This is a genomic window from Nocardia sp. NPDC057227 (assembly GCF_042669725.1).
Taxonomy (GTDB): Bacteria; Actinomycetota; Actinomycetes; order Mycobacteriales; family Mycobacteriaceae; genus Nocardia; species Nocardia asteroides_A.
This window is the reverse complement of the sequence record NZ_JBHUXA010000001.1, coordinates 435,417-451,977: the sequence shown is the minus strand read 5'-3', so window position 1 is coordinate 451,977 and position 16,561 is coordinate 435,417. Positions and strand designations below refer to the sequence as shown.

The 16,561-nt window shown below is 73.3% G+C and carries 15 protein-coding genes and 1 riboswitch; of the genes, 5 read left to right on the top strand and 10 right to left on the bottom strand.

Annotated elements, in window-relative coordinates; translation table 11 throughout:
* Window positions 1-68 precede the first annotated feature (68 nt).
* Window positions 69-608 carry a hypothetical protein gene (locus tag ACFUJ1_RS02345; protein ID WP_378641584.1) on the bottom strand — a complete coding sequence of 180 codons (540 nt, stop codon included), beginning with the start codon at window positions 606-608 and terminating at the stop codon, window positions 69-71.
* 171 nt (window positions 609-779) lie between these two features.
* On the opposite strand from ACFUJ1_RS02345, the gene ACFUJ1_RS02340 reads away from it, so the two are divergent.
* A complete protein-coding gene (locus tag ACFUJ1_RS02340) occupies window positions 780-1,154 on the top strand; it encodes a copper resistance protein CopC (protein WP_378641582.1) in 375 nt (124 codons plus the stop codon).
* Here the strand turns inward: ACFUJ1_RS02340 and ACFUJ1_RS02335 are convergent.
* The 3 genes from ACFUJ1_RS02335 to ACFUJ1_RS02325 are packed head-to-tail and all read right to left on the bottom strand — an operon-like array spanning window position 1,136 to window position 5,855.
* The gene (locus tag ACFUJ1_RS02335) at window positions 1,136-3,292 is read right to left on the bottom strand and encodes an ATP-binding cassette domain-containing protein (RefSeq protein WP_378641580.1); all 2,157 of its coding nucleotides are present in this window, start codon (window positions 3,290-3,292) and stop codon (window positions 1,136-1,138) included. The two genes, ACFUJ1_RS02340 and ACFUJ1_RS02335, sit on opposite strands and share 19 nt — an antisense overlap.
* Window positions 3,293-3,300: 8 nt before the next feature.
* The gene (locus ACFUJ1_RS02330) at window positions 3,301-4,281 is read right to left on the bottom strand and encodes an ABC transporter permease (RefSeq protein WP_378641578.1); all 981 of its coding nucleotides are present in this window, start codon (window positions 4,279-4,281) and stop codon (window positions 3,301-3,303) included.
* Window positions 4,278-5,855 (bottom strand): ABC transporter substrate-binding protein, encoded by a 1,578-nt coding sequence (locus tag ACFUJ1_RS02325; RefSeq protein ID WP_378641576.1) that lies wholly within the window; start codon window positions 5,853-5,855, stop codon window positions 4,278-4,280. Before ACFUJ1_RS02325 ends, ACFUJ1_RS02330 begins: the two co-directional genes overlap by 4 nt.
* Window positions 5,856-5,893: 38 nt before the next feature.
* A riboswitch (cobalamin riboswitch) is annotated at window positions 5,894-6,022 on the bottom strand.
* Between the two features lie 84 nt (window positions 6,023-6,106).
* Here ACFUJ1_RS02325 and ACFUJ1_RS02320 point away from each other — a divergent pair.
* From ACFUJ1_RS02320 to ACFUJ1_RS02310, 3 genes are read left to right on the top strand one after another with little or no spacing between them, the layout of a single operon-like run.
* Window positions 6,107-6,712 carry a TetR/AcrR family transcriptional regulator gene (locus tag ACFUJ1_RS02320; protein ID WP_378641574.1) on the top strand — a complete coding sequence of 202 codons (606 nt, stop codon included), beginning with the start codon at window positions 6,107-6,109 and terminating at the stop codon, window positions 6,710-6,712.
* A 10-nt stretch (window positions 6,713-6,722) separates the two neighbouring features.
* The gene (locus ACFUJ1_RS02315; protein ID WP_378641572.1) at window positions 6,723-7,370 is read left to right on the top strand and encodes an enoyl-CoA hydratase-related protein; all 648 of its coding nucleotides are present in this window, start codon (window positions 6,723-6,725) and stop codon (window positions 7,368-7,370) included.
* 13 nt (window positions 7,371-7,383) lie between these two features.
* The gene (locus ACFUJ1_RS02310; RefSeq protein WP_378641571.1) at window positions 7,384-8,013 is read left to right on the top strand and encodes a GNAT family N-acetyltransferase; all 630 of its coding nucleotides are present in this window, start codon (window positions 7,384-7,386) and stop codon (window positions 8,011-8,013) included.
* On the opposite strand, the gene ACFUJ1_RS02305 is transcribed toward ACFUJ1_RS02310, so the two are convergent.
* The 6 genes from ACFUJ1_RS02305 to ACFUJ1_RS02280 form a co-directional block, all read right to left on the bottom strand.
* Window positions 7,983-8,678, bottom strand: a complete 696-nt coding sequence (locus ACFUJ1_RS02305; protein ID WP_378641569.1) for a DedA family protein — start codon at window positions 8,676-8,678, stop codon at window positions 7,983-7,985. The two genes, ACFUJ1_RS02310 and ACFUJ1_RS02305, sit on opposite strands and share 31 nt — an antisense overlap.
* A 34-nt stretch (window positions 8,679-8,712) precedes the next feature.
* Window positions 8,713-9,756, bottom strand: coding sequence for an LLM class flavin-dependent oxidoreductase (locus ACFUJ1_RS02300; protein ID WP_378641567.1), 1,044 nt, complete (start codon window positions 9,754-9,756; stop codon window positions 8,713-8,715).
* A gap of 43 nt (window positions 9,757-9,799) precedes the next feature.
* Window positions 9,800-10,243: a MarR family winged helix-turn-helix transcriptional regulator gene (locus tag ACFUJ1_RS02295; protein ID WP_378641566.1), complete on the bottom strand. Its 444-nt coding sequence runs from the start codon at window positions 10,241-10,243 to the stop codon at window positions 9,800-9,802.
* Window positions 10,244-10,613: 370 nt separating this feature from the next.
* Window positions 10,614-11,120 carry a spermidine N1-acetyltransferase gene (gene speG / locus ACFUJ1_RS02290; RefSeq protein ID WP_378641564.1) on the bottom strand — a complete coding sequence of 169 codons (507 nt, stop codon included), beginning with the start codon at window positions 11,118-11,120 and terminating at the stop codon, window positions 10,614-10,616.
* A 36-nt stretch (window positions 11,121-11,156) separates the two neighbouring features.
* Window positions 11,157-11,708, bottom strand: a complete 552-nt coding sequence (locus ACFUJ1_RS02285) for a dihydrofolate reductase family protein (RefSeq protein ID WP_378641562.1) — start codon at window positions 11,706-11,708, stop codon at window positions 11,157-11,159.
* 89 nt (window positions 11,709-11,797) lie between these two features.
* Window positions 11,798-15,283, bottom strand: coding sequence for an indolepyruvate ferredoxin oxidoreductase family protein (locus ACFUJ1_RS02280; protein WP_378641560.1), 3,486 nt, complete (start codon window positions 15,281-15,283; stop codon window positions 11,798-11,800).
* A 338-nt stretch (window positions 15,284-15,621) separates the two neighbouring features.
* Here ACFUJ1_RS02280 and ACFUJ1_RS02275 point away from each other — a divergent pair, with 338 nt between their 5' ends.
* Window positions 15,622-16,497, top strand: a complete 876-nt coding sequence (locus ACFUJ1_RS02275) for a sulfurtransferase (RefSeq protein ID WP_378641558.1) — start codon at window positions 15,622-15,624, stop codon at window positions 16,495-16,497.
* Window positions 16,498-16,561: the final 64 nt, after the last annotated feature.

Genomic DNA, 16,561 nt, shown 5'->3' with positions numbered 1-16,561 from the left:
TGGGGCAACGCACACCGCTGCCGGGACCGGCGCGGTGCGCTGCGCTCACCGGCCAGGGCGGAACTACCTCAGCGGACGGCGAGCTCTGGGAGCGGGTCGGCGAGCACCGGCGGCCCGCGCCGCGACAGCGCATGCCGCAGCCGCACCCCGCGCAGCGGCGCCGGGTACTCCACCGGCACCGGACCCGGCGTCGCGGTGACCGCCGACAGCACGGGAAGAACGGCCCGGGTGAACAGCGTGCGCACGAGCGCGAACAGCGCGCGCTCCCCGCGCCACAGCCACAGCCCGCAGACCGCCGCGGCCAGCGCGTGCGCGGCCAGCATGCCGGCCCCGCCGCCGTGCGCACCGTGCTCGACCCCGAACCACAGGTGCAGCACCGCCTGCCCGCCGAGCAGCCCCCCGCCGATGGCGACCGGCCCGCGCTCCCGATCGGCCACCGTCCAGGCCACCGCCGCCACCGCGAGCAGCGCCGAGACCATCGTGGCCCCGGACACCGCGGCACCGGCGGCGCAGGCGTGCCCGGCCGCGGCGAGCGCGACGCAGAGCAGGGCGAAAACCGCCGCGCGGCAGAGCCGTACGGCGGGCAGCGCTCCCGCGCCGAGCGTCATCGCCGCATCCACCCCCTGCCGGACGGTCTTCGTGCCGGACAGCGTAGGCGGGTGCGCTCCGGCGGGGTTGCGCAGGGGTCGACCCCAATGCTGTTGCGGGTGGCCGGGTCAGGGCACACTTACCCCTGCCGGTGGGCACCGGCGGTGCACGTTCGAGGGAGTGATGCGGGTATGAGGTCGTGGCTGCGGATGCTGGTCCTGACGGTGGCGGCGGCCGGGGTGATCCTCGCGCCGAGCGGGGTCGCAGGCGCGCACACGTCGCTGAGCACCACCGATCCCGGGCCCGCCGCGGTCGTCACGGTGGCGCCGCAGCAGGTCACGCTGACCTTCGCGGCCACGCTGCTGCCCGACGACGCCGCGCTCACCGTGACCGGCCCGGACGGGGTCCAGTACCAGACCGCGACCGTGGTCTCCGGCAGGCAGGTCTCGACCGCGCTGCGCGGGCTCGGCCCGGCAGGCGTCTACACGGTGACCTACGCCGTCCGCTCCGACGACGGGCACCTGCTGCGCGACGGCTACGGCTTCCTCTACGCCCCCGTGGCGTAATCGGCCGCGAGGTCGACGATCTCGTCGGCCAGCCGCTCGATCACCCACTGCTGGTGACTGATCACGAGCAGCGCCACCCCCGAACCGCGCAGGTCGTCGAGGATGTCGAGGACGACATCGGCGGCGCGCCGGTCGAGCGAGGCGGTGATCTCGTCGCAGAGCAGCACCTCCGGCCCCGCGGCCAGCGCACGGGCCAGCGCGGCGCGCTGCTGCTGCCCGCCGGAGAGCCGGTCCGGGCGGCGCGCGGCCAGCTCCGGGTCGAGCCGGACCGCCGCCAGCAGCCTGCCGGTCTCGCGGGCGGCGCCGGCGGCGGTCATCCCGCGCAGGAGCCGCAGCGGGCGCGCGATCTGCGCGCCGATCGCGTGGGCGGGGTTGAGCGACGTCGCCGGATTCTGGAAGACCAGCTGGATCGCGCGCCGCTGCGCGATCGGCCGGTGATCGACCCGGGGGTGCAGTGGCTGCCCGTGCAGGGTGATGGCGCCGCGGTCGGGCGGGTGCAGTCCGGCCAGGGTGCGGGCGACGGTGGTCTTGCCCGCACCCGACGGGCCGGTGAGTGCGAGACAGCGGCCGGGGCGCAACGTGAACGACAGGTCGGTGGCGACCGGTCGCCGGTGGCCGGTGGTGAGGCCGTCGATCCGGAGAACGGCCTCGCGCTCGCTGTGCGACAGCGTTTTCCGGCTCGGTTCCGGCAACGGCTCGAGCTCGGCCACGGGCCGGAAGGAGACCAGCCTGCCCCGCTCGAGTTCGGCGACGTGCCGCACTATCGGAGCCAGCGCGGCCGGGTCGTGGGTGATCACGATCATCGTGGCGGCGGTGTTCCTGCGCAGGGTGCGCACGAGATTCGCCCTGGCCGCGGCGTCGAGCCCGGTGGTCGGCTCGTCGAGGACGAGGACCGCCGGGTCGCCGAGCAGCGCCATGGCCAGCAGCACCCGCTGCTGCTGCCCGCCGGAGAGCTGGTGCGGGTACCGGCGGCGGAACTCGCGATCGTCCGGCAGCCCGACCCGGCGCAGCGCGGCATCGACGGAATCGCCGTGCAGCCGGGTGATCTCGGCGAGTGCGGTGCCGATCCGCAGGGCGGGATTCAGCCCGGACCCCGGATCCTGCGGCACATACCCCACCGCGCGCGCACCGGACCGCACCGACACCTGCCCCGTCGCGGACAACCCGGCCGGGAGCGCACCCAGGATCGCCAGCGCGAGCGTCGTCTTCCCGGCGCCGGAGTCCCCGATCACCGCCACCGCGGAGCCGGCGGGCAGGTCGAGATCGATCCCGTCGAGCACCGTGGCGCCGTCGTCGGCCAGCACCCGGAGCCCGCGCACCCGCACCCCGCAGGCGCCGCCGGACACCGGCGGCAGCGCGGGCCCGGCCGCACCCGTGGCGAGCGCCCGGTCGGAGATCATGTTCGCGGCGACGACCAGCACCATGATCAGCAGTGCCGGGGCAAGCACCGCCACCGGCTGCTGGGCGAACCCCTGCCGGTTCTCGGTGATCATGAGCGCCCAGTCCGCCGACGGCGGGCGCAGCCCGAGCCCGAGGAAGCTGCTCACCGCCACGATCGACATGGCGGCCGAGAGCCGGACGCCGGCGTCGGCGGCGAGCACCGGGCGCAGATTCGGCAGCACCTCGACCAGCGCCAGCCGCCACAGCGGCTCGCCGCGCGCCCGCGCACTCTCGAGATAGCCGGTGGCGGCGATCTCCACGGTGGCGGTGCGCACGATCCGCACGATCCACGGCACCGCGGCCAGCGCGGTCGCGGTCGCCACCGCCGCCGGGCCCGCGCCGAGCGCGGTCGCGATCACCGCGAGCAGCAGGAACCACGGCAGCACCACGATCGCGTCCACCGGGCGGCTGATCCACGGATCGGCGCGCCGCCGCAGCCCGGCCACCACGCCGAGCCCGACTCCGGCGATGTAGGCGAGCGTCAGCGAGAGCGCCGCGATCGAGACCAGCGGCAGCCCGCCGTGCAGTACCCGGGAGAGCACGTCGCGGCCGATCACATCGGTGCCGAGCGGGTGCGCCGCGGCGGGCGGCAGGAACGGCGCGCCGGTCACCGCGGTCGGGGGATGCGGGGCGAGCAGCGGCCCGGCCAGCACCAGCAGCACGATCGCCGACGCGACGACGGCCCAGCCGGTTCTCATTCGTCTCATCATCGCTCCAGCACCAGGTCACGCGCGCGCGGGGAGGTCAGCATGGTCACCAGGTCGGCGATCAGGTAGAGCCCGATCCCGGTCGCGGCGAGCAGCACCGCCGCGGACTGCACGAAGGGGAAGTCGCGCCCGGCCACCGCGCGCAGCAACTCCTGGGACACCCCCGGGTACACGAACAGCGTCTCCACCACCGCGATCCCGCCGATCAGCCCGACCAGCGCGCCGGCGAGCGGGTGCACCGCCGCCGAGATCGCGTTCGGCGCCACGTGCCGCAGCAGCAGCCGCGGGCCGCGCACCCCGTTGAGCCGCGCGGTGCGGATGTAGGGGGCCGCCAGCACCTGCGCGGTCTGCGCGCGGACCATCCGCACCGGGTGCGGCGCCAGCGCGGCCAGCAGGCACAGCACCGGGAGCACCAGGATCTCCGGCCTGCTCCACACCGACGCCCCGGTCGGCAGCAGCGACACCGCGGGCAGCAACCGCAGCGTCAGCGCCACCGTTGCGATCAGCACCACCCCGGAGACGAAGGGCGGCAACGACTCCGCGGTCAGCGCACCCATGCTGATCGCCCGGTCGGTGCGCGAGCCCGGCCGCGCCCCGGCGACCAGCCCGAGCCCGATCGCCAGCGGCACCAGCAGCACCGCGGTCACCAGCGCCAGCGCCGCGCTGTTCGCCAACCGGCCGAGCAGCACGTCGGCCACCGGCCGCCCGGAGAGCAGCGAGGTGCCGAGGTCGCCGTGCGCGAACCGCACCGCCCAGTCGGCGAACCGGACCGGCGCCGGCCGGTCCAGCCCGAGCTCGGCGCGCAGCGCGGCCAGCTGCTCCCGGCTCGGCTCGGCCCCGCCCTGGCGGGCAAGGAGCACCGTCGCCGCATCCGAATCCAGCGTTTCGAACAGCACGAACACCAGCACCGCCACCGCCGCGAGCACGACGGCGGCGGTGCCGAGCCTGCGCAGCGCCCACCGGGTGAGCGCCCGGCTCACCCGGCGAGCCAGGTGGTGGCGTAGTTGGCCCAGTCGTCGGTGCCGGGCACCCCGTCGCGCATGCCGCCGACCTTCGCCCGCGCCGCGTCCGGGCGCTTGGCGAAGCTGTGCAGGATGAGCCCGCCCTCGTTCCAGAGCTCCTCCTGGAGTTCGGCGTAGAGCGCGGTGCGGCGGGCCGGGTCCATGGCGGCGCGGGCCTCGGCGAACTTGGCGTCCCAGCCGGGGCGGCGCCAGCCGGTGCCGTTGCTCGGCGAGGCGCTGGTGGCGGTCTGGCCGTAGAAGTAGTCCAGGCTGTAGTTCCACCAGCCGAGCTGGGTGAGCGGCTGCTTGCCGCTGATCTGCGAGAAGTAGGTGTCGGCCGGTGCGGATTCGAGCCGGATGGTGATGCCCGCCTTCGCGGCGTGCTCGGCGAAGAGCGTGGCGGCCTCCACCTGGCCGGGCAGCCCGTCCGCGGTGGGCAGGGTGACCGTCAGGTTCTCCTTGCCCGCCGCGCGCAGCAGCGCGCGGGCGCGCTCCGGGTCGTAGCCGCGCTGCGGCAGCCGGTCGTTGTAGAAGGGCGCGCCCTTGCCGTAGATGTCGTTGCCGACCTCGCCGTAGCCGTAGTACAGCGCGTCCGCCATGGCCTGCCGGTCCACCGCGAGCCGCATGGCCTGGCGCACCCGGACGTCGTCGAAGGGGGCCATGTCCACCCGCATCTGAAAGGCGCCCATGAGCCCGGCGGGCGGCACGATCACGCGCGCGTCGGGGTCCCCGGCCAGGGTGCTGGCCTGCAGGTAGCTCATCTCGTGCACCACGTCGGCCGCGCCGGAGAGGAAGGCGTTCATCCTGGCCTCGGTCTCCGCGATCTGGATGATCTCGACCTCGTCCAGCAGCGCGGGGCCGTCCCAGTGCAGGTCGTTGCGGCGCAGCAGCGTCCGGTCGCCCGGCGCCCAGTTCACCAGCGCGAACGGGCCGGTGCCGACCGGGAGCGTGCGCGCGTCGAAGGTGGTGGTGCCCGCCTTGACCACGTAGCAGTACCAGCCGGCCAGCACCGAGCCGAAATCGGCGAGTGGGTACTTCATCTCGACCACCACCGCGTGCTCGCCGTCGGCGCGGGTGCGGGCCGGGTCGATCATCGACAGGTCACCCGACGACGGCTTGGCCGGGTCGAGCATGCGTTCGAAGCTGAACAGGACGTCGCGGGAGGTCAGCGGGGAGCCGTCGCTGAAGCGCACACCCTGCCGCAGCCGGATCCGCCACGAGCTGCCGTCCGCGTTCGGCTCCAGCGCCTCGGCCAGCCGATAGCGCAGCGTGAGGTCGTTGTTGTAGGTGACCAGCTTGTCCCAGACGTTCTTCGCCACCGCACCGCCCGCGGAGCTGCCCGCCTCGAACGGGTCGAGCACGTCGGCGGTGGCCGAGCGGCCCGCGATCGCGGTGCGCAGCCGCCCGCCCGGCCGCGGCGGGCCGTCGGCCACCAGCGGCGCGCCGCCGCTGCCGCAGCCGGTGAGCAGCGCGGCGGCGCCGAGCGTCAGCCCGGCCGTGCCGATCAGGAATCCGCGCCTGCCGATGCGGGCGCGCGGTGTGGAGTTGTGCATGACCATCCTCGTGGGTGTGTTCCCGGTACCGCGGACGCAGGTGTCCTGGCTCCCGGATCGACGCTCCCCACCGGCCTTCCGACCCGGGTAGGTCGTGGCCACGAAATCGGCGGATCACTCCTCGGTGACAGTTGCGGGACAGCCCCGGATTCGCACCGGTGTTCCCTGCCTTCCGCCGTCGAACGTTACCGGGGCGAACCGGTGAACGGGCGGGCTGGATAATAGAGCGAGTGCTCTGTTACGGTGTGGGCATGCCCCGCCCCCGCCTGCACGACCTCGACGAACTGATGGACGTCGCCGAGCGCATGGCCGTGGATTCGGGTCCGGCCGCGGTCACCGTGCGCGCCCTGTCGCAGACCGCCGGGGTCTCGAACGGCGCGATCTACCACGCCTTCGGCTCCCGGACCGCGCTGCTCGCCCGGGTGTGGCTGCGCGCGGCGCAGCGCTTCCTCGCGCTGCAGCGGGAGGCCGTGCGGAGTGCGTCGGGCGGCGCGGTGGAGGCGGTCGTCGCCGCTGCCGACGCGCCCGCGGCATTCCTGATACAGCAACCGGTTTCGGCGCGATTCCTGCTCGCCGTCGCACGGGAGGAACTGCTCGGCTCCGGCGAGATCCCGGACGACCTCGCCGCGGAACTCCGCCACCTCGACCGGGTTCTGACCGAGCTGTTCGGCACCCTGTCCGACGACGTCTTCGCCCGCCGCGACCGCGAGGCCGTCGCGGTCGTCCGCGACTGCGTGGTCGAGCTGCCCACCGCCCTGCTCCTGCGCGGCAACCGCAGCCCCGACCCGCCGGTCCGCGCACGCCTCGCCGCCGCCGTCCGCGCGGTCCTCGCCCTGACTCCGCCCCCACCGACGTGAAGGAATCACCATGCCCGCGACCCTGCGCTACGAGGGCGACATCGCCGTCCTCACCCTCGGCACCGACGAGAACCGCTTCTCCCCGGACCGGCTGGATGCCGTCGGCGCCCACCTCGACGCCGTCGAGCGCGACGCGAGCGGCCTGATCACCATCGGCACCGGCAAGTTCTACTCCAACGGCCTCGACCTGGAGTGGCTGCTGGCCAACGGCGACCACGCCGAGGAGTACGTCGCCCGCGTCCAGGAGCTCTTCGCCCGCATCCTGACCTTCCCGATGCCGACCGTCGCCGCGGTCAACGGCCACAGCTTCGGCGCGGGCGCCATGCTCGGCCTCGCGCACGACTACCGGCTCATGCGCGCCGACCGCGGCTACTACTGCTTTCCCGAGGTCGACATCGACATCGTCTTCACCCCCGGTATGGCCGCGCTCATCCAGGCCAAGCTCACCCCGCAGGCGGCGCTCACCGCCATGACGACCGGCCGCCGCTTCGGCGCGGACGAGGCCCTCGCGGCCGGGCTCGTCGACGGCACCGCCGCCGAACCCGAGCTGCTCACCGCGGCGCTCGCCCGGCTCGCGCCGCTCACCGGCAAGAACCCCGCGACCGTCGCCGGGATCAAGGCGACCATGTTCGGCGGCGTCACCGCAGCCCTGCGCTGAGTACGGTGGGCGCATGGAGATACGCGCCGTCCTGCCCGGCGACCGGGCCGAGCTGCTCGCGCTGAGCAGCCGCGCCGGGGCGGGCTCGCCGACCGAATCGGTCTGGGGCCACGCCGAATCCGAGGCCGCGGTGTATCTCACCCCGTACTTCGAGCTGGAGCCGGAATCGCTGTTCGTCGCGGTGTCCGGCGGGGAACTGGTCGGGTACCTGGCCGGCTGCGTCGACACCGCCGCGTTCCCGAGCGAGGAGGAGCGCATGCGCCGGGCGATCGGCGACCACCGGCTGTTCGTCAAGCGCGGGCCGCTGGCGTTCTTCGCCCGCGCCGGTATCGATGCCATGCGCCCCGGGCCGGCCGCGGGGGAGCTGGACGATCCGCGCTACCCCGCGCACCTGCATATCAACCTCGTCCCCGAGGCGCGCGGGACCGGCGCCGCGGACGCGCTCATGGCGCGCTGGTTCGCCCGGCTCGAGCAGGCGGGCGCGCCAGGCTGTTTCCTGCAGACCCTGGTCGAGAACACCAGGGCCGGAAAGTTCTTCGAGCGTTCGGGTTTCACCGACCATGGCCCGACCCCGCTCGTCCCCGGCCTGCGTTACCGGGGTGCGCGGGTGCATCAGCGCACGATGGTCCGCCCGTCGCGCTGATCGCGGCGGCGGCGCAGGCGGCGGACGACGAACCAGCCGCAGGCGAGCACGACGGCGGCGATCACCCCGTACTGGAAGACGGCGGTGTACGGCTCGACCCGATGCCAGTTCGCGCCGAGCGCGTACCCGGCCAGCACGAAGACCGTGTTCCAGATCAGGCTGCCCGCGGCGGTGAGCACGCTGAAGTACAGGAAGTTCATCCGCTCGACCCCGGCGGGGATGGAGATGAAGCTGCGGAACATCGGGATCATCCGGCCGAAGAACACCGCCTTGCCGCCGTGCCTGCCGAACCAGGCGGCCGAGCGGTCGACGTCGTCGGCGTCGAGCAGCGGGATACGGCCCGCGATGCGGCGCAGCCGCTCGTGGCCGAGCCCGGCGCCGAGGCCGTAGAGCAGCCAGGCGCCGAGCAGCGAGCCGATCGTGGTCCACACGATCGCCGACACCAGCGAGAAGTCGCCGAGCCGGGCGGCGAAACCGGCCAGCGGCAGGATCACCTCGCTCGGCAGCGGCGGGAAGAGGTTCTCCAGGAAGATGGCGAGCCCCGCTCCGGGGCCACCGAGCCGTTCCATCAGGTCGACGGCCCAGCCTGCCAGGCCGTCGGGCGGTGCGGTTTCGATGGTGGGCTCCTTCCGTCGCGGGCGGCGGAAACCGCCCGTTTCGGGCATTCCCCGTCGGCGCGCCGGGACACCTCCGCCGGGCTCAGCGCTGTAGCGCGGCGGTGAGCAGCTCGACGGTCTGGATGCGGCCGGTGCTCTCGTCCAGCGGCTCGGATTCGAACTGCCCGGCGGCGGCGGAGATCATGATCTCGTCGACGCCGTGCTCGGCGGCGAAGGCGCGCAGCCGCTTCGCGACATCGTCGGGCTCGCCGATGAACCAGTTCCGTGCCTGGTGGTCGATGATCCGCCGCTCGGCCTCGTCGGAGGGGTTCGCGCGCACCTCGTCGACGGTCTCGGCCGCGCGCAGCGGCTTGTTCGAGCGCATGCGGGCCATCATGCGCAGGTGCGGAAGGGCGCGCTCGAAGGCCTCCTCGTGGGTCGGGGCGACGACGGCGTTCGCGGTGAGGAAACTCTTCGGCTCCGGGTGCGCGGCCGAGGGCTGGTACTGCGTGCGGTAGAGCGACATGGCGTGGTCGAGGTGGTCGCCGGCGAAGTGGTTCGCGAAGACGTAGGGCAGGCCGAGCTGCGCGGCCAGCCGCGCGGAGTAGTCGCTGGAGCCGAGCAGCCACACCTCGGGCGTGCTGGTCGCGACCGGGGTGGCCTTCACGGTGTACTCGCCGCCGGAGGCGAAGCGCAGGGTCGCGCCGTCGGGGTGCGAGAGCGCGATGATGTCCTTGATGTTGTCCGGGAAGCGGTCGACGTCGCTGGTCGCGCCGGACTGGCGGAGCAGCTGGGTGATCACCTGGTCGCTGCCGGGCGCGCGGCCGATGCCGAGGTCGATGCGGCCGGGCGCGAGCGCCGCCAGCGTGGAGAACTGCTCGGCCACGATCAGCGGCGCGTGGTTGGGCAGCATGACCCCGCCGGAGCCGAGCCGGACCCGCTCGGTGCGGCTCGCGGCGGCGGCGATGAGCACCGGCGGCGAGCTGGAGGCGATGGCGGGCATGTTGTGGTGCTCGGCGAACCAGTAGCGGTGCACGCCGAGCTCGTCGGCGCGCCGCACGAGCTGCATGGACGCCGCGACGGCCTGCGCGGTGGTCTGGCCGGTGCGCAGCGGGACGAGGTCGAGCAGGGAGAGGGTGAGTGCCATGTTCGTACCAATCCTTCGGACGGCGGGCGTCGCGGGTGGGTGGTCAGCCGCCGGTGGGGCGGCCGAGCGCGTCGATGGTGCGCCGGAGGTGCTCGAGCTCGTCGGCGGTGTGCGGGCAGACCTCGTCGATCTTGCCGGTGACGGCGCGGACCTCGGCCTCGAGCGCGAGCCCGCGCTCGGTGAGGTCGACGAGGACGCGGCGCTCGTCACCCGGATCCCGCCTGCGGGTCACCAGCCCGGCGGTTTCGAGCCGCTTGACCAGCGGGGTGATGGTGCCGGTGTCCATCTCCAGGCAGGCGCCGAGCGCGCCGACGGTCCGCGGCGCACCATCGATGAGCGCGAGGATCACCAGGTACTGCGGGAAGGTCAGCCCCAGCGGTTCGAGGATGGGTTTGTGGTGGCGGATCATCCGGTTCGCCGCCCCGTAGAGCGCGAACGACAGCTGCCTGCCCAGCTCGCCGGTTCGTTCTCCAGCGCGTGATTCCATAGTGCACTAGATACTAGCGTGCTGGAACAGGTACCGCCACCGGCCGCCGCGCGAGGTCGAAGTTGTTCGCCTCGGGATGGCTCACAGACTGCGGCGCCGTGCCTCCGTCAGATATCCCTCGAGCACCGCGCGCGTGGCCTCGGCGCGATGGGGGTCGCCTGCGGCGAGCGCGGCACGGTGGGCTGCCTCCCAGCGCAGTACGCCCGCGGTGACCCTCGGATCCGGCTGTTCGGTCAACGGGACTGCCCGGGTGGTAGACATGCCCACTATTTTCGCGCCCAAGCTAACTTCGGGCAAGCCTCGAAACGGTAAATATGAAACGTTTCACTCAAGGGTCGCCCCGCCGGTGCACGCGCGCGGCTCGCGTAGCTCACCCGCCCAGGTGTTCGTGCTGCAGGACGCCCATGCGCAGCGCGTTCCGGTAGCGACCACCGGCGAAGTACTCGTCGCGCAGGATGCCCTCGTCCTGGAAACCGAGCTTGCGGTACACGTGGATCGCCTTCTCGTTCACCACGTCCACGATCAGGTACACCTTGTGCAGGTTCAGCACGGCGAAGGCGTAGTCCAGCGCCTTGCGGGTCGCGACGGTCGCCAGCCCGCGCCCCTGGTGCCCGGGCGCGACGATGATCTGGAACTCCGCGTTGCGGTGCACCGGCGCGATCTCCCGGAGCTCGACCAGCCCGGCGTGCGCGCCGTCCACATCCAGGACGAAGCGGCGTTCCCGCTCGTCGTGGATGTGCCGGTCGTAAATGTCGCGCAGCTCGACGAGCGCCTCGAACGGCTCGTCGAACCAGTAGGACATGATCTGCGCGTCGTTGAAGAGCTGGTGGACGAAGGGGAGATCCTCGCGCTCGAGGGCGCGGAGCCGGATGTTCACGCCTCCATTCTATTGCTGAGCAGTTGCTGTTCGGTGCTACTCGGCCTGGAAGCGCAGCAGCTGCGCGGAGGCGAAGCGCCTGGACTCCAGCGGCCGGAGCCGGATGCGCTCGGCCAGCGCCGGGAACATCGGGGTGCCACCGCCGAGCAGCACCGGCGAGACGTAGACGTGGTACTCGTCGATCAGCCCGTGCGGAATGACGGCGGCGGCGAGTTCGGCGCCGCCGATCTCGGCGACGCCGTCGCCCTCGGCCTTGATCCGGCGCACCTCTGCTACAGCGTTCTCCTTGACCAGGGTGCTGTTCCAGGCGACCTCGGTGAGCGTGCGGGAGAAGACGACCTTCGGCACCGCGGTCCAGAGCTGCCCGAATTCGCGCTCGATCGGCGGCGCGTCCGCGGCCACGTGCGGCCAGTACTCGGCCATGAGCTCGAAGAGCCTGCGGCCGTTGAGCACGATCTCGAGCTCCCGGAACCGGTCGTTGTGGTGCTGGTGCAGCTCGTCGTCCGGGTCGGACCAGTCGATACTGCCGTCCCGGTCGTTGATGTAGCCGTCCAGGGACACGCCGAAGCCGTAGATCAGTCTTCTCATGCCGGGTAGACCTCCTGTGCGCCGGAAACTCATCGGTGCCTGCCGGAATCGATCACATCCGGATCGGGCCGAGCCCGCGCGGCCGGCCGTCAGGTGGGGCCACCGGCCCTGATCCCCGCGGTGTCGATGCCGAGCGCGCGCAGCCGGGCCAGGTAGGTCTCGACGGTGCGCAGCTTCACCTCCTCGTAGCCGCGCACCAGGTCGGCCGCGCCGGCGACCGCGACGGCGTGCGCGTGGTCGTCCGGAGTCAGGGTGGCGGTCAGGGTGCGGATCGTCTGCTCGTAGTGCGCCGCGAGGCGCCGCTCGAGCCGTCGCATCCGCGTGAACCCGAAGGGGTCGAAGGGCGTTCCGCGCAGCCCGCGGCCGCGGGCGAGCACGCGCAGCGCGGCGGGGGAGCGCAGCCCGATCTTCTTGTCCCTGCCGAGTGCGCGCAGGGTCGGCGGGTGCAGCTTGTAGGTGAGATCGCCCGCGCCGGGCAGCTCGTCGCGGACCGCGTGCAGGAAAGCGGGGTCGGCCAGCATCCGGGCGACCTCGTACTCGTCCTTGTAGGCCAGCAGCTTGTGCAGCCCGTGCGCCACCGCCGCGGTGAACTCACTACCCGCGCCGATCGCCTGCTCGGCGGCCCAGACCTGCTGCACCAGCGCGAGATAGCGGGCGGCCAGCGCCTCACCCTGGTAGGCGACGAGCTGGGCGGCGCGGCGCTCGACGGTGCCGCGGACCGCGCCGGTCACGCCGAGCGGGGCGAGCAGCCGCGCGGGTAGCGGGGCATCGTCGCTGCGGTGCGAGCGTTCGCCCGCGCGGGTGGCCGCGGCGAAGGCCGCCGGGTCGGCGACGGCGACCCGGCCCCAGGCGAAGGCGCTCCGGTTGGCGCGCACCGCGACCCCGTTGAGCGCGATGGCCTCCTCGATCGCGGCGGCGTGGATGGGCAGCGCCCCCGCCTGGTAGGCGGCGCCGACCAGCAGCGAGTTGGCGGTCGCGGAGTCGCCGAACAGCACCTCGGCGGCGGCCACCGCGTCGAAGCCGAGCACGTCCCTGCCCGCGGTGGCGAGCCGGTCGAGCAGCACGCCCTCCGCCGGGTAGGCGACCGAGGCGTCGTGCACCATGTCGCCGGTCGGGGTGCGGCTGGTGGAGGCGACGACCAGGGTGCGCTCGGCGCTGCCGTAGCGCAGGTTGCGGTCGTCGGCGGCGGTGAGCAGGTCGAAGGCGAGGAAGCAGTCGGCGCCCGCGGGGGCGATGCGGTTGGCGGCGTCGACCGCGCGCCTGCTCAGCCGCAGGTGCGAGGTGACCGGCCCGGCCTTCTGGCTGAGCCCGGTCTGGTCCAGCCCCTCCACGTGCAGCCCGGCGCGCAGCGCGGCGGTGCCGAGAACCTGGTTGGCGGTGACGATGCCGGTGCCGCCGACCCCGGCGAGGAAGACGTCGAAGGTGCCGTCGATCTCGGGCAGCTCCGGGTCGGGGACCTCGGGCGGGGCCGGGGTCGCGGTGCGGGCGGGCGGTGCGGGCACCTCGGGCAGCTCGACGGTGACGAAGGCCGGGCAGTCGCCGTCCAGGCAGCTGTAGTCGGTATTGCAGCCGGTCTGGTCGATCCGGGTCTTGCGGCCGAACTCGGTCTGCACCGGCCGCACCGACAGGCAGTTCGACTTCACGCCGCAGTCGCCGCAGCCCTCGCAGACCGCCTCGTTGATCAGCACCCGCGTGCGCCGCACCGGCGCCTCGCCGCGCTTGCGCTTGCGCCTGGTGTCGGCCGCGCACGGCTGGTCGTAGATCAGCACCGTGACGCCGGGGACCTCGCGCAGCAGGCGCTGGGCCTCGTCCAGGCGGTCGCGATCCCACACCAGCACACCGGGCGCGAACGCGGCGCCGCGGTGCCGCTCCGGCTCCTCCGCGCAGACGATGGTTTTCACCACCCCCTCGGCGGCGAGCTTGTGCGTCAGCCGCGGCACCGAGAGCCCGGCCTCGGCGGGCTGGGCGCCGGTCATGGCGACGGCGGCGTTGTAGAGGATCTTGTAGGTGATGTTCACCCCGGCCGCGATGCACGCCTGGATCGCGAGCTGCCCGGAGTGGAAATACGTTCCGTCGCCGACGTTCTGGAAGATGTGGCCGACATCGGTGTACGGCGCCTGGCCGATCCACTGCGCGCCCTCGCCGCCCATCTGGGTGAGCCCGGTGACCTGGGAATCGGTGCGCGAGGACATGGTGACCAGGGTGTGGCAGCCGATCCCGCCCCCGGCCAGCGAACCGTCCGGGACCACGGTGGAGCGGTTGTGCGGGCAGCCGGAGCAGAAGAAGGCGGTGCGCTTGGTGTCGAGCACGCTCAGCGGCAGCGCGGCGGGCAGCGGGGTGCGCAGCGGAACCCGTTCGCGCAGCACGGTGCGCAGCGGGCCGACGAGCCGGGCGGCGGTCAGCTCGCCGTCGGCGGGGACCAGCGGGCGCCCGTCGGCGGCGCGCTTGCCGAGGACGCGCGGCGCCCGTGCGGTGCCGTACAGCGCCTCCAGTACCTGGGACTCCGCGAACGCGGTCTTGTCCTCCACGACCAGCACCGTCTCCACCCCCGCGGCCACGCGGCGGACCTTGCCCGCATCCAGCGGGTAGGGCATGCCGACCCGCAGGATCCGGATCCCCGCCCGCCGCAACTCGTCCGCACCGAGCCCGAGCTCCTCCAGCGCCTGGCGCACCGCGTCGTAGGCGGTCCCGACCGCAACGATGCCGAGCCAGGCGTCGCCGGTGTCGACCTCGACGCGGTCGATGTCGTTGGCGGCGGCGAACTCTCGCACCATCGCCCACCGCGGCCCGTACAGATCCGCCTCGGCGAGCACGCTGTCCGGCGGGGCGGCGAGCACCCGCTGGCGGTAGGTCCATGGCCTGCCCCCCCACTCCAGCCGGGGCACGGTGATGCGGAAATCGGTGAAATCGCGGTCCAGCGTCCACAGCCCGTCGGCGACGTCGGCCACCAGTTTCAGCGCGGGCCAGCACCCCGACGCCCGGGACAGCGCCACCGCGTACAGGCCGAAGGCAACGACCTCCTCGGCATTGCGCGGGAACAGCACCGGCATCGACAGCGCCGCCAGTGAGCGTTCGCTGGCCGCGGGCACCGACGACGACTTCGCCGCCGGATCGTCCCCGACCAGCGCCAGCGCGCCGCCGGCCGGGTGCGCGCCGTACATGGCGGCATGCCGCAGCGCGTCACCGGCGCGATCCAGCCCGGGGCCCTTGCCGTACCAGACCCCGATCACCCCGTCGTGCGTCCTGCCGCCCTTGGGCAACTCCAGCTGGCTGCCCCATACCGAAGTCGCCGCCAGTTCCTCGTTCACCCCGGGCACGAGCCGCACATCGTGCTCGGAGGCCAGCTCCGGCAGCCCGGCGAGCAGGCGATCCAGTCCGGCCAGCGGACTGCCCTGGTAGCCGGAGACGAAGGTCGCCACCCGCCGCCCCGCGCGCCGATCGCGCTCGTGCTGCTCCACGAGCAGCCGCGCGATGGCCTGCACGCCGGTGAGCAGCACCGGCCCCGTCGCACTCCGGTACCGATCCGCCAGATCCACGGAATCGGTCACCGGCTGAACATCATCGACGTGCGTCATATCCGCACCGTCTCGGCAGAACTCGACATCTGGCGCCCCCATCGATATCGGTTGAATCCGGTCAACGAAGCATCGAGATCAACGAACCGACGGCCCGAAACGGGGCCTGCACCCTCATCGGCTCGGTGGAGCACAATCGTCCGGTCGCGAGGCGACGGGATCAGCGGCCGATGCTACCCCGTGCCGCGGGTACCGCGGGGCCGCGGTCCGCCCGGCTATGGACAACGTCGCTCCGCGGCCGGAACCCTTGGGATCGTGAGGATCGGCACCCGGCTCCGGCCTGCTGCGGCGATTAGCCTCGGAACGGACATTCCGACCAGCATTCGAGGAGCAACACCGTGTCCGAGGAACTACCCGCATCGGTATCCGTGTCCTGGCTGCGTGACCATCTGGGCGAGCCCGGCCTGGTCGTGGTGGACGCGAGCACGCACCTCACGCTGCCCGCCTCCGGCGCTTACACCGTCGAGCCCGGCCGGGCCACCTACGCGGCCGAGCACATCCCGGGCGCGCTCTTCGCCGACCTGCTCACCGACTTCGCCGACCCCGACTCCGCGCAGCCGTGGACGGTGCCCACCTCGGCGCGGTTCGCCGCCGCCGCCGGTGCGCTCGGCATCGGCGACGGCACCCGGGTGGTCGTCTACGACCAGCACGACGGCTACTGGGCCACCCGGTTCTGGTGGCAGCTGCGGCTGGAGGGGTTCGACGCCGTCGCCGTGCTCGACGGCGGGCTGCCCGCCTGGCGCGCCGCCGGGAACCCGGTGACCGACGAGCCCGCGGTCGCCGCCCCGGCCACCTTCACCGCACACCGCCGCCCCGAGCTGCTCCGCTCCACGCGGGAGGTGCTGGCCGCGGTCGACGACGAGAAGACCGTGATCGTCAACGTTCTCGACCCCGAGACCTACCGCGGGGAGCGCAGCAGCTACGCCAGGAACGGCCACATCCCCGGCAGCGTCAACGTGCCGGTCGCGCTGATCAGGGACGCCTCCGGCGAGCTGAAGCCGGTGGCCGAGCTGCGGGCCCTCTTCGCGGAGGCGGGGCTGCTCGACCCGGCGATCACGCCGGTCACCTACTGCGGCGGCGGCATCGCGGCCACCGGCGTCGCGCACGCGCTCGCGCTGGCCGGGCGCGACGACGTCGCCGTCTACGACGGCTCGCTGACCGCGTGGACAGCCGACGAGTCGCTGCCCCTGGTCACCGGCCCGAACCCGCGCTGAGCGCCGGGTCCCGCCCGCGCCGCGCGCGTGGGCGGACACTCGGTTTGCCTGCTTGCGTAACTCT

What these genes read in the sequence shown, in the direction of transcription:
- ACFUJ1_RS02345 (WP_378641584.1), bottom strand. Translation starts at nt 608, where the DNA reads ATGACGCTCGGCGCGGGAGCGCTGCCCGCCGTACGGCTCTGCCGCGCG.
- ACFUJ1_RS02340 (WP_378641582.1), top strand. Translation starts at nt 780, where the DNA reads ATGAGGTCGTGGCTGCGGATGCTGGTCCTGACGGTGGCGGCGGCCGGG.
- ACFUJ1_RS02335 (WP_378641580.1), bottom strand. Translation starts at nt 3,292, where the DNA reads ATGAGAACCGGCTGGGCCGTCGTCGCGTCGGCGATCGTGCTGCTGGTG.
- ACFUJ1_RS02325 (WP_378641576.1), bottom strand. Translation starts at nt 5,855, where the DNA reads ATGCACAACTCCACACCGCGCGCCCGCATCGGCAGGCGCGGATTCCTG.
- ACFUJ1_RS02320 (WP_378641574.1), top strand. Translation starts at nt 6,107, where the DNA reads ATGCCCCGCCCCCGCCTGCACGACCTCGACGAACTGATGGACGTCGCC.
- ACFUJ1_RS02315 (WP_378641572.1), top strand. Translation starts at nt 6,723, where the DNA reads ATGCCCGCGACCCTGCGCTACGAGGGCGACATCGCCGTCCTCACCCTC.
- ACFUJ1_RS02310 (WP_378641571.1), top strand. Translation starts at nt 7,384, where the DNA reads ATGGAGATACGCGCCGTCCTGCCCGGCGACCGGGCCGAGCTGCTCGCG.
- ACFUJ1_RS02305 (WP_378641569.1), bottom strand. Translation starts at nt 8,678, where the DNA reads ATGCCCGAAACGGGCGGTTTCCGCCGCCCGCGACGGAAGGAGCCCACC.
- ACFUJ1_RS02300 (WP_378641567.1), bottom strand. Translation starts at nt 9,756, where the DNA reads ATGGCACTCACCCTCTCCCTGCTCGACCTCGTCCCGCTGCGCACCGGC.
- ACFUJ1_RS02295 (WP_378641566.1), bottom strand. Translation starts at nt 10,243, where the DNA reads ATGGAATCACGCGCTGGAGAACGAACCGGCGAGCTGGGCAGGCAGCTG.
- ACFUJ1_RS02285 (WP_378641562.1), bottom strand. Translation starts at nt 11,708, where the DNA reads ATGAGAAGACTGATCTACGGCTTCGGCGTGTCCCTGGACGGCTACATC.
- ACFUJ1_RS02280 (WP_378641560.1), bottom strand. Translation starts at nt 15,283, where the DNA reads ATGACGCACGTCGATGATGTTCAGCCGGTGACCGATTCCGTGGATCTG.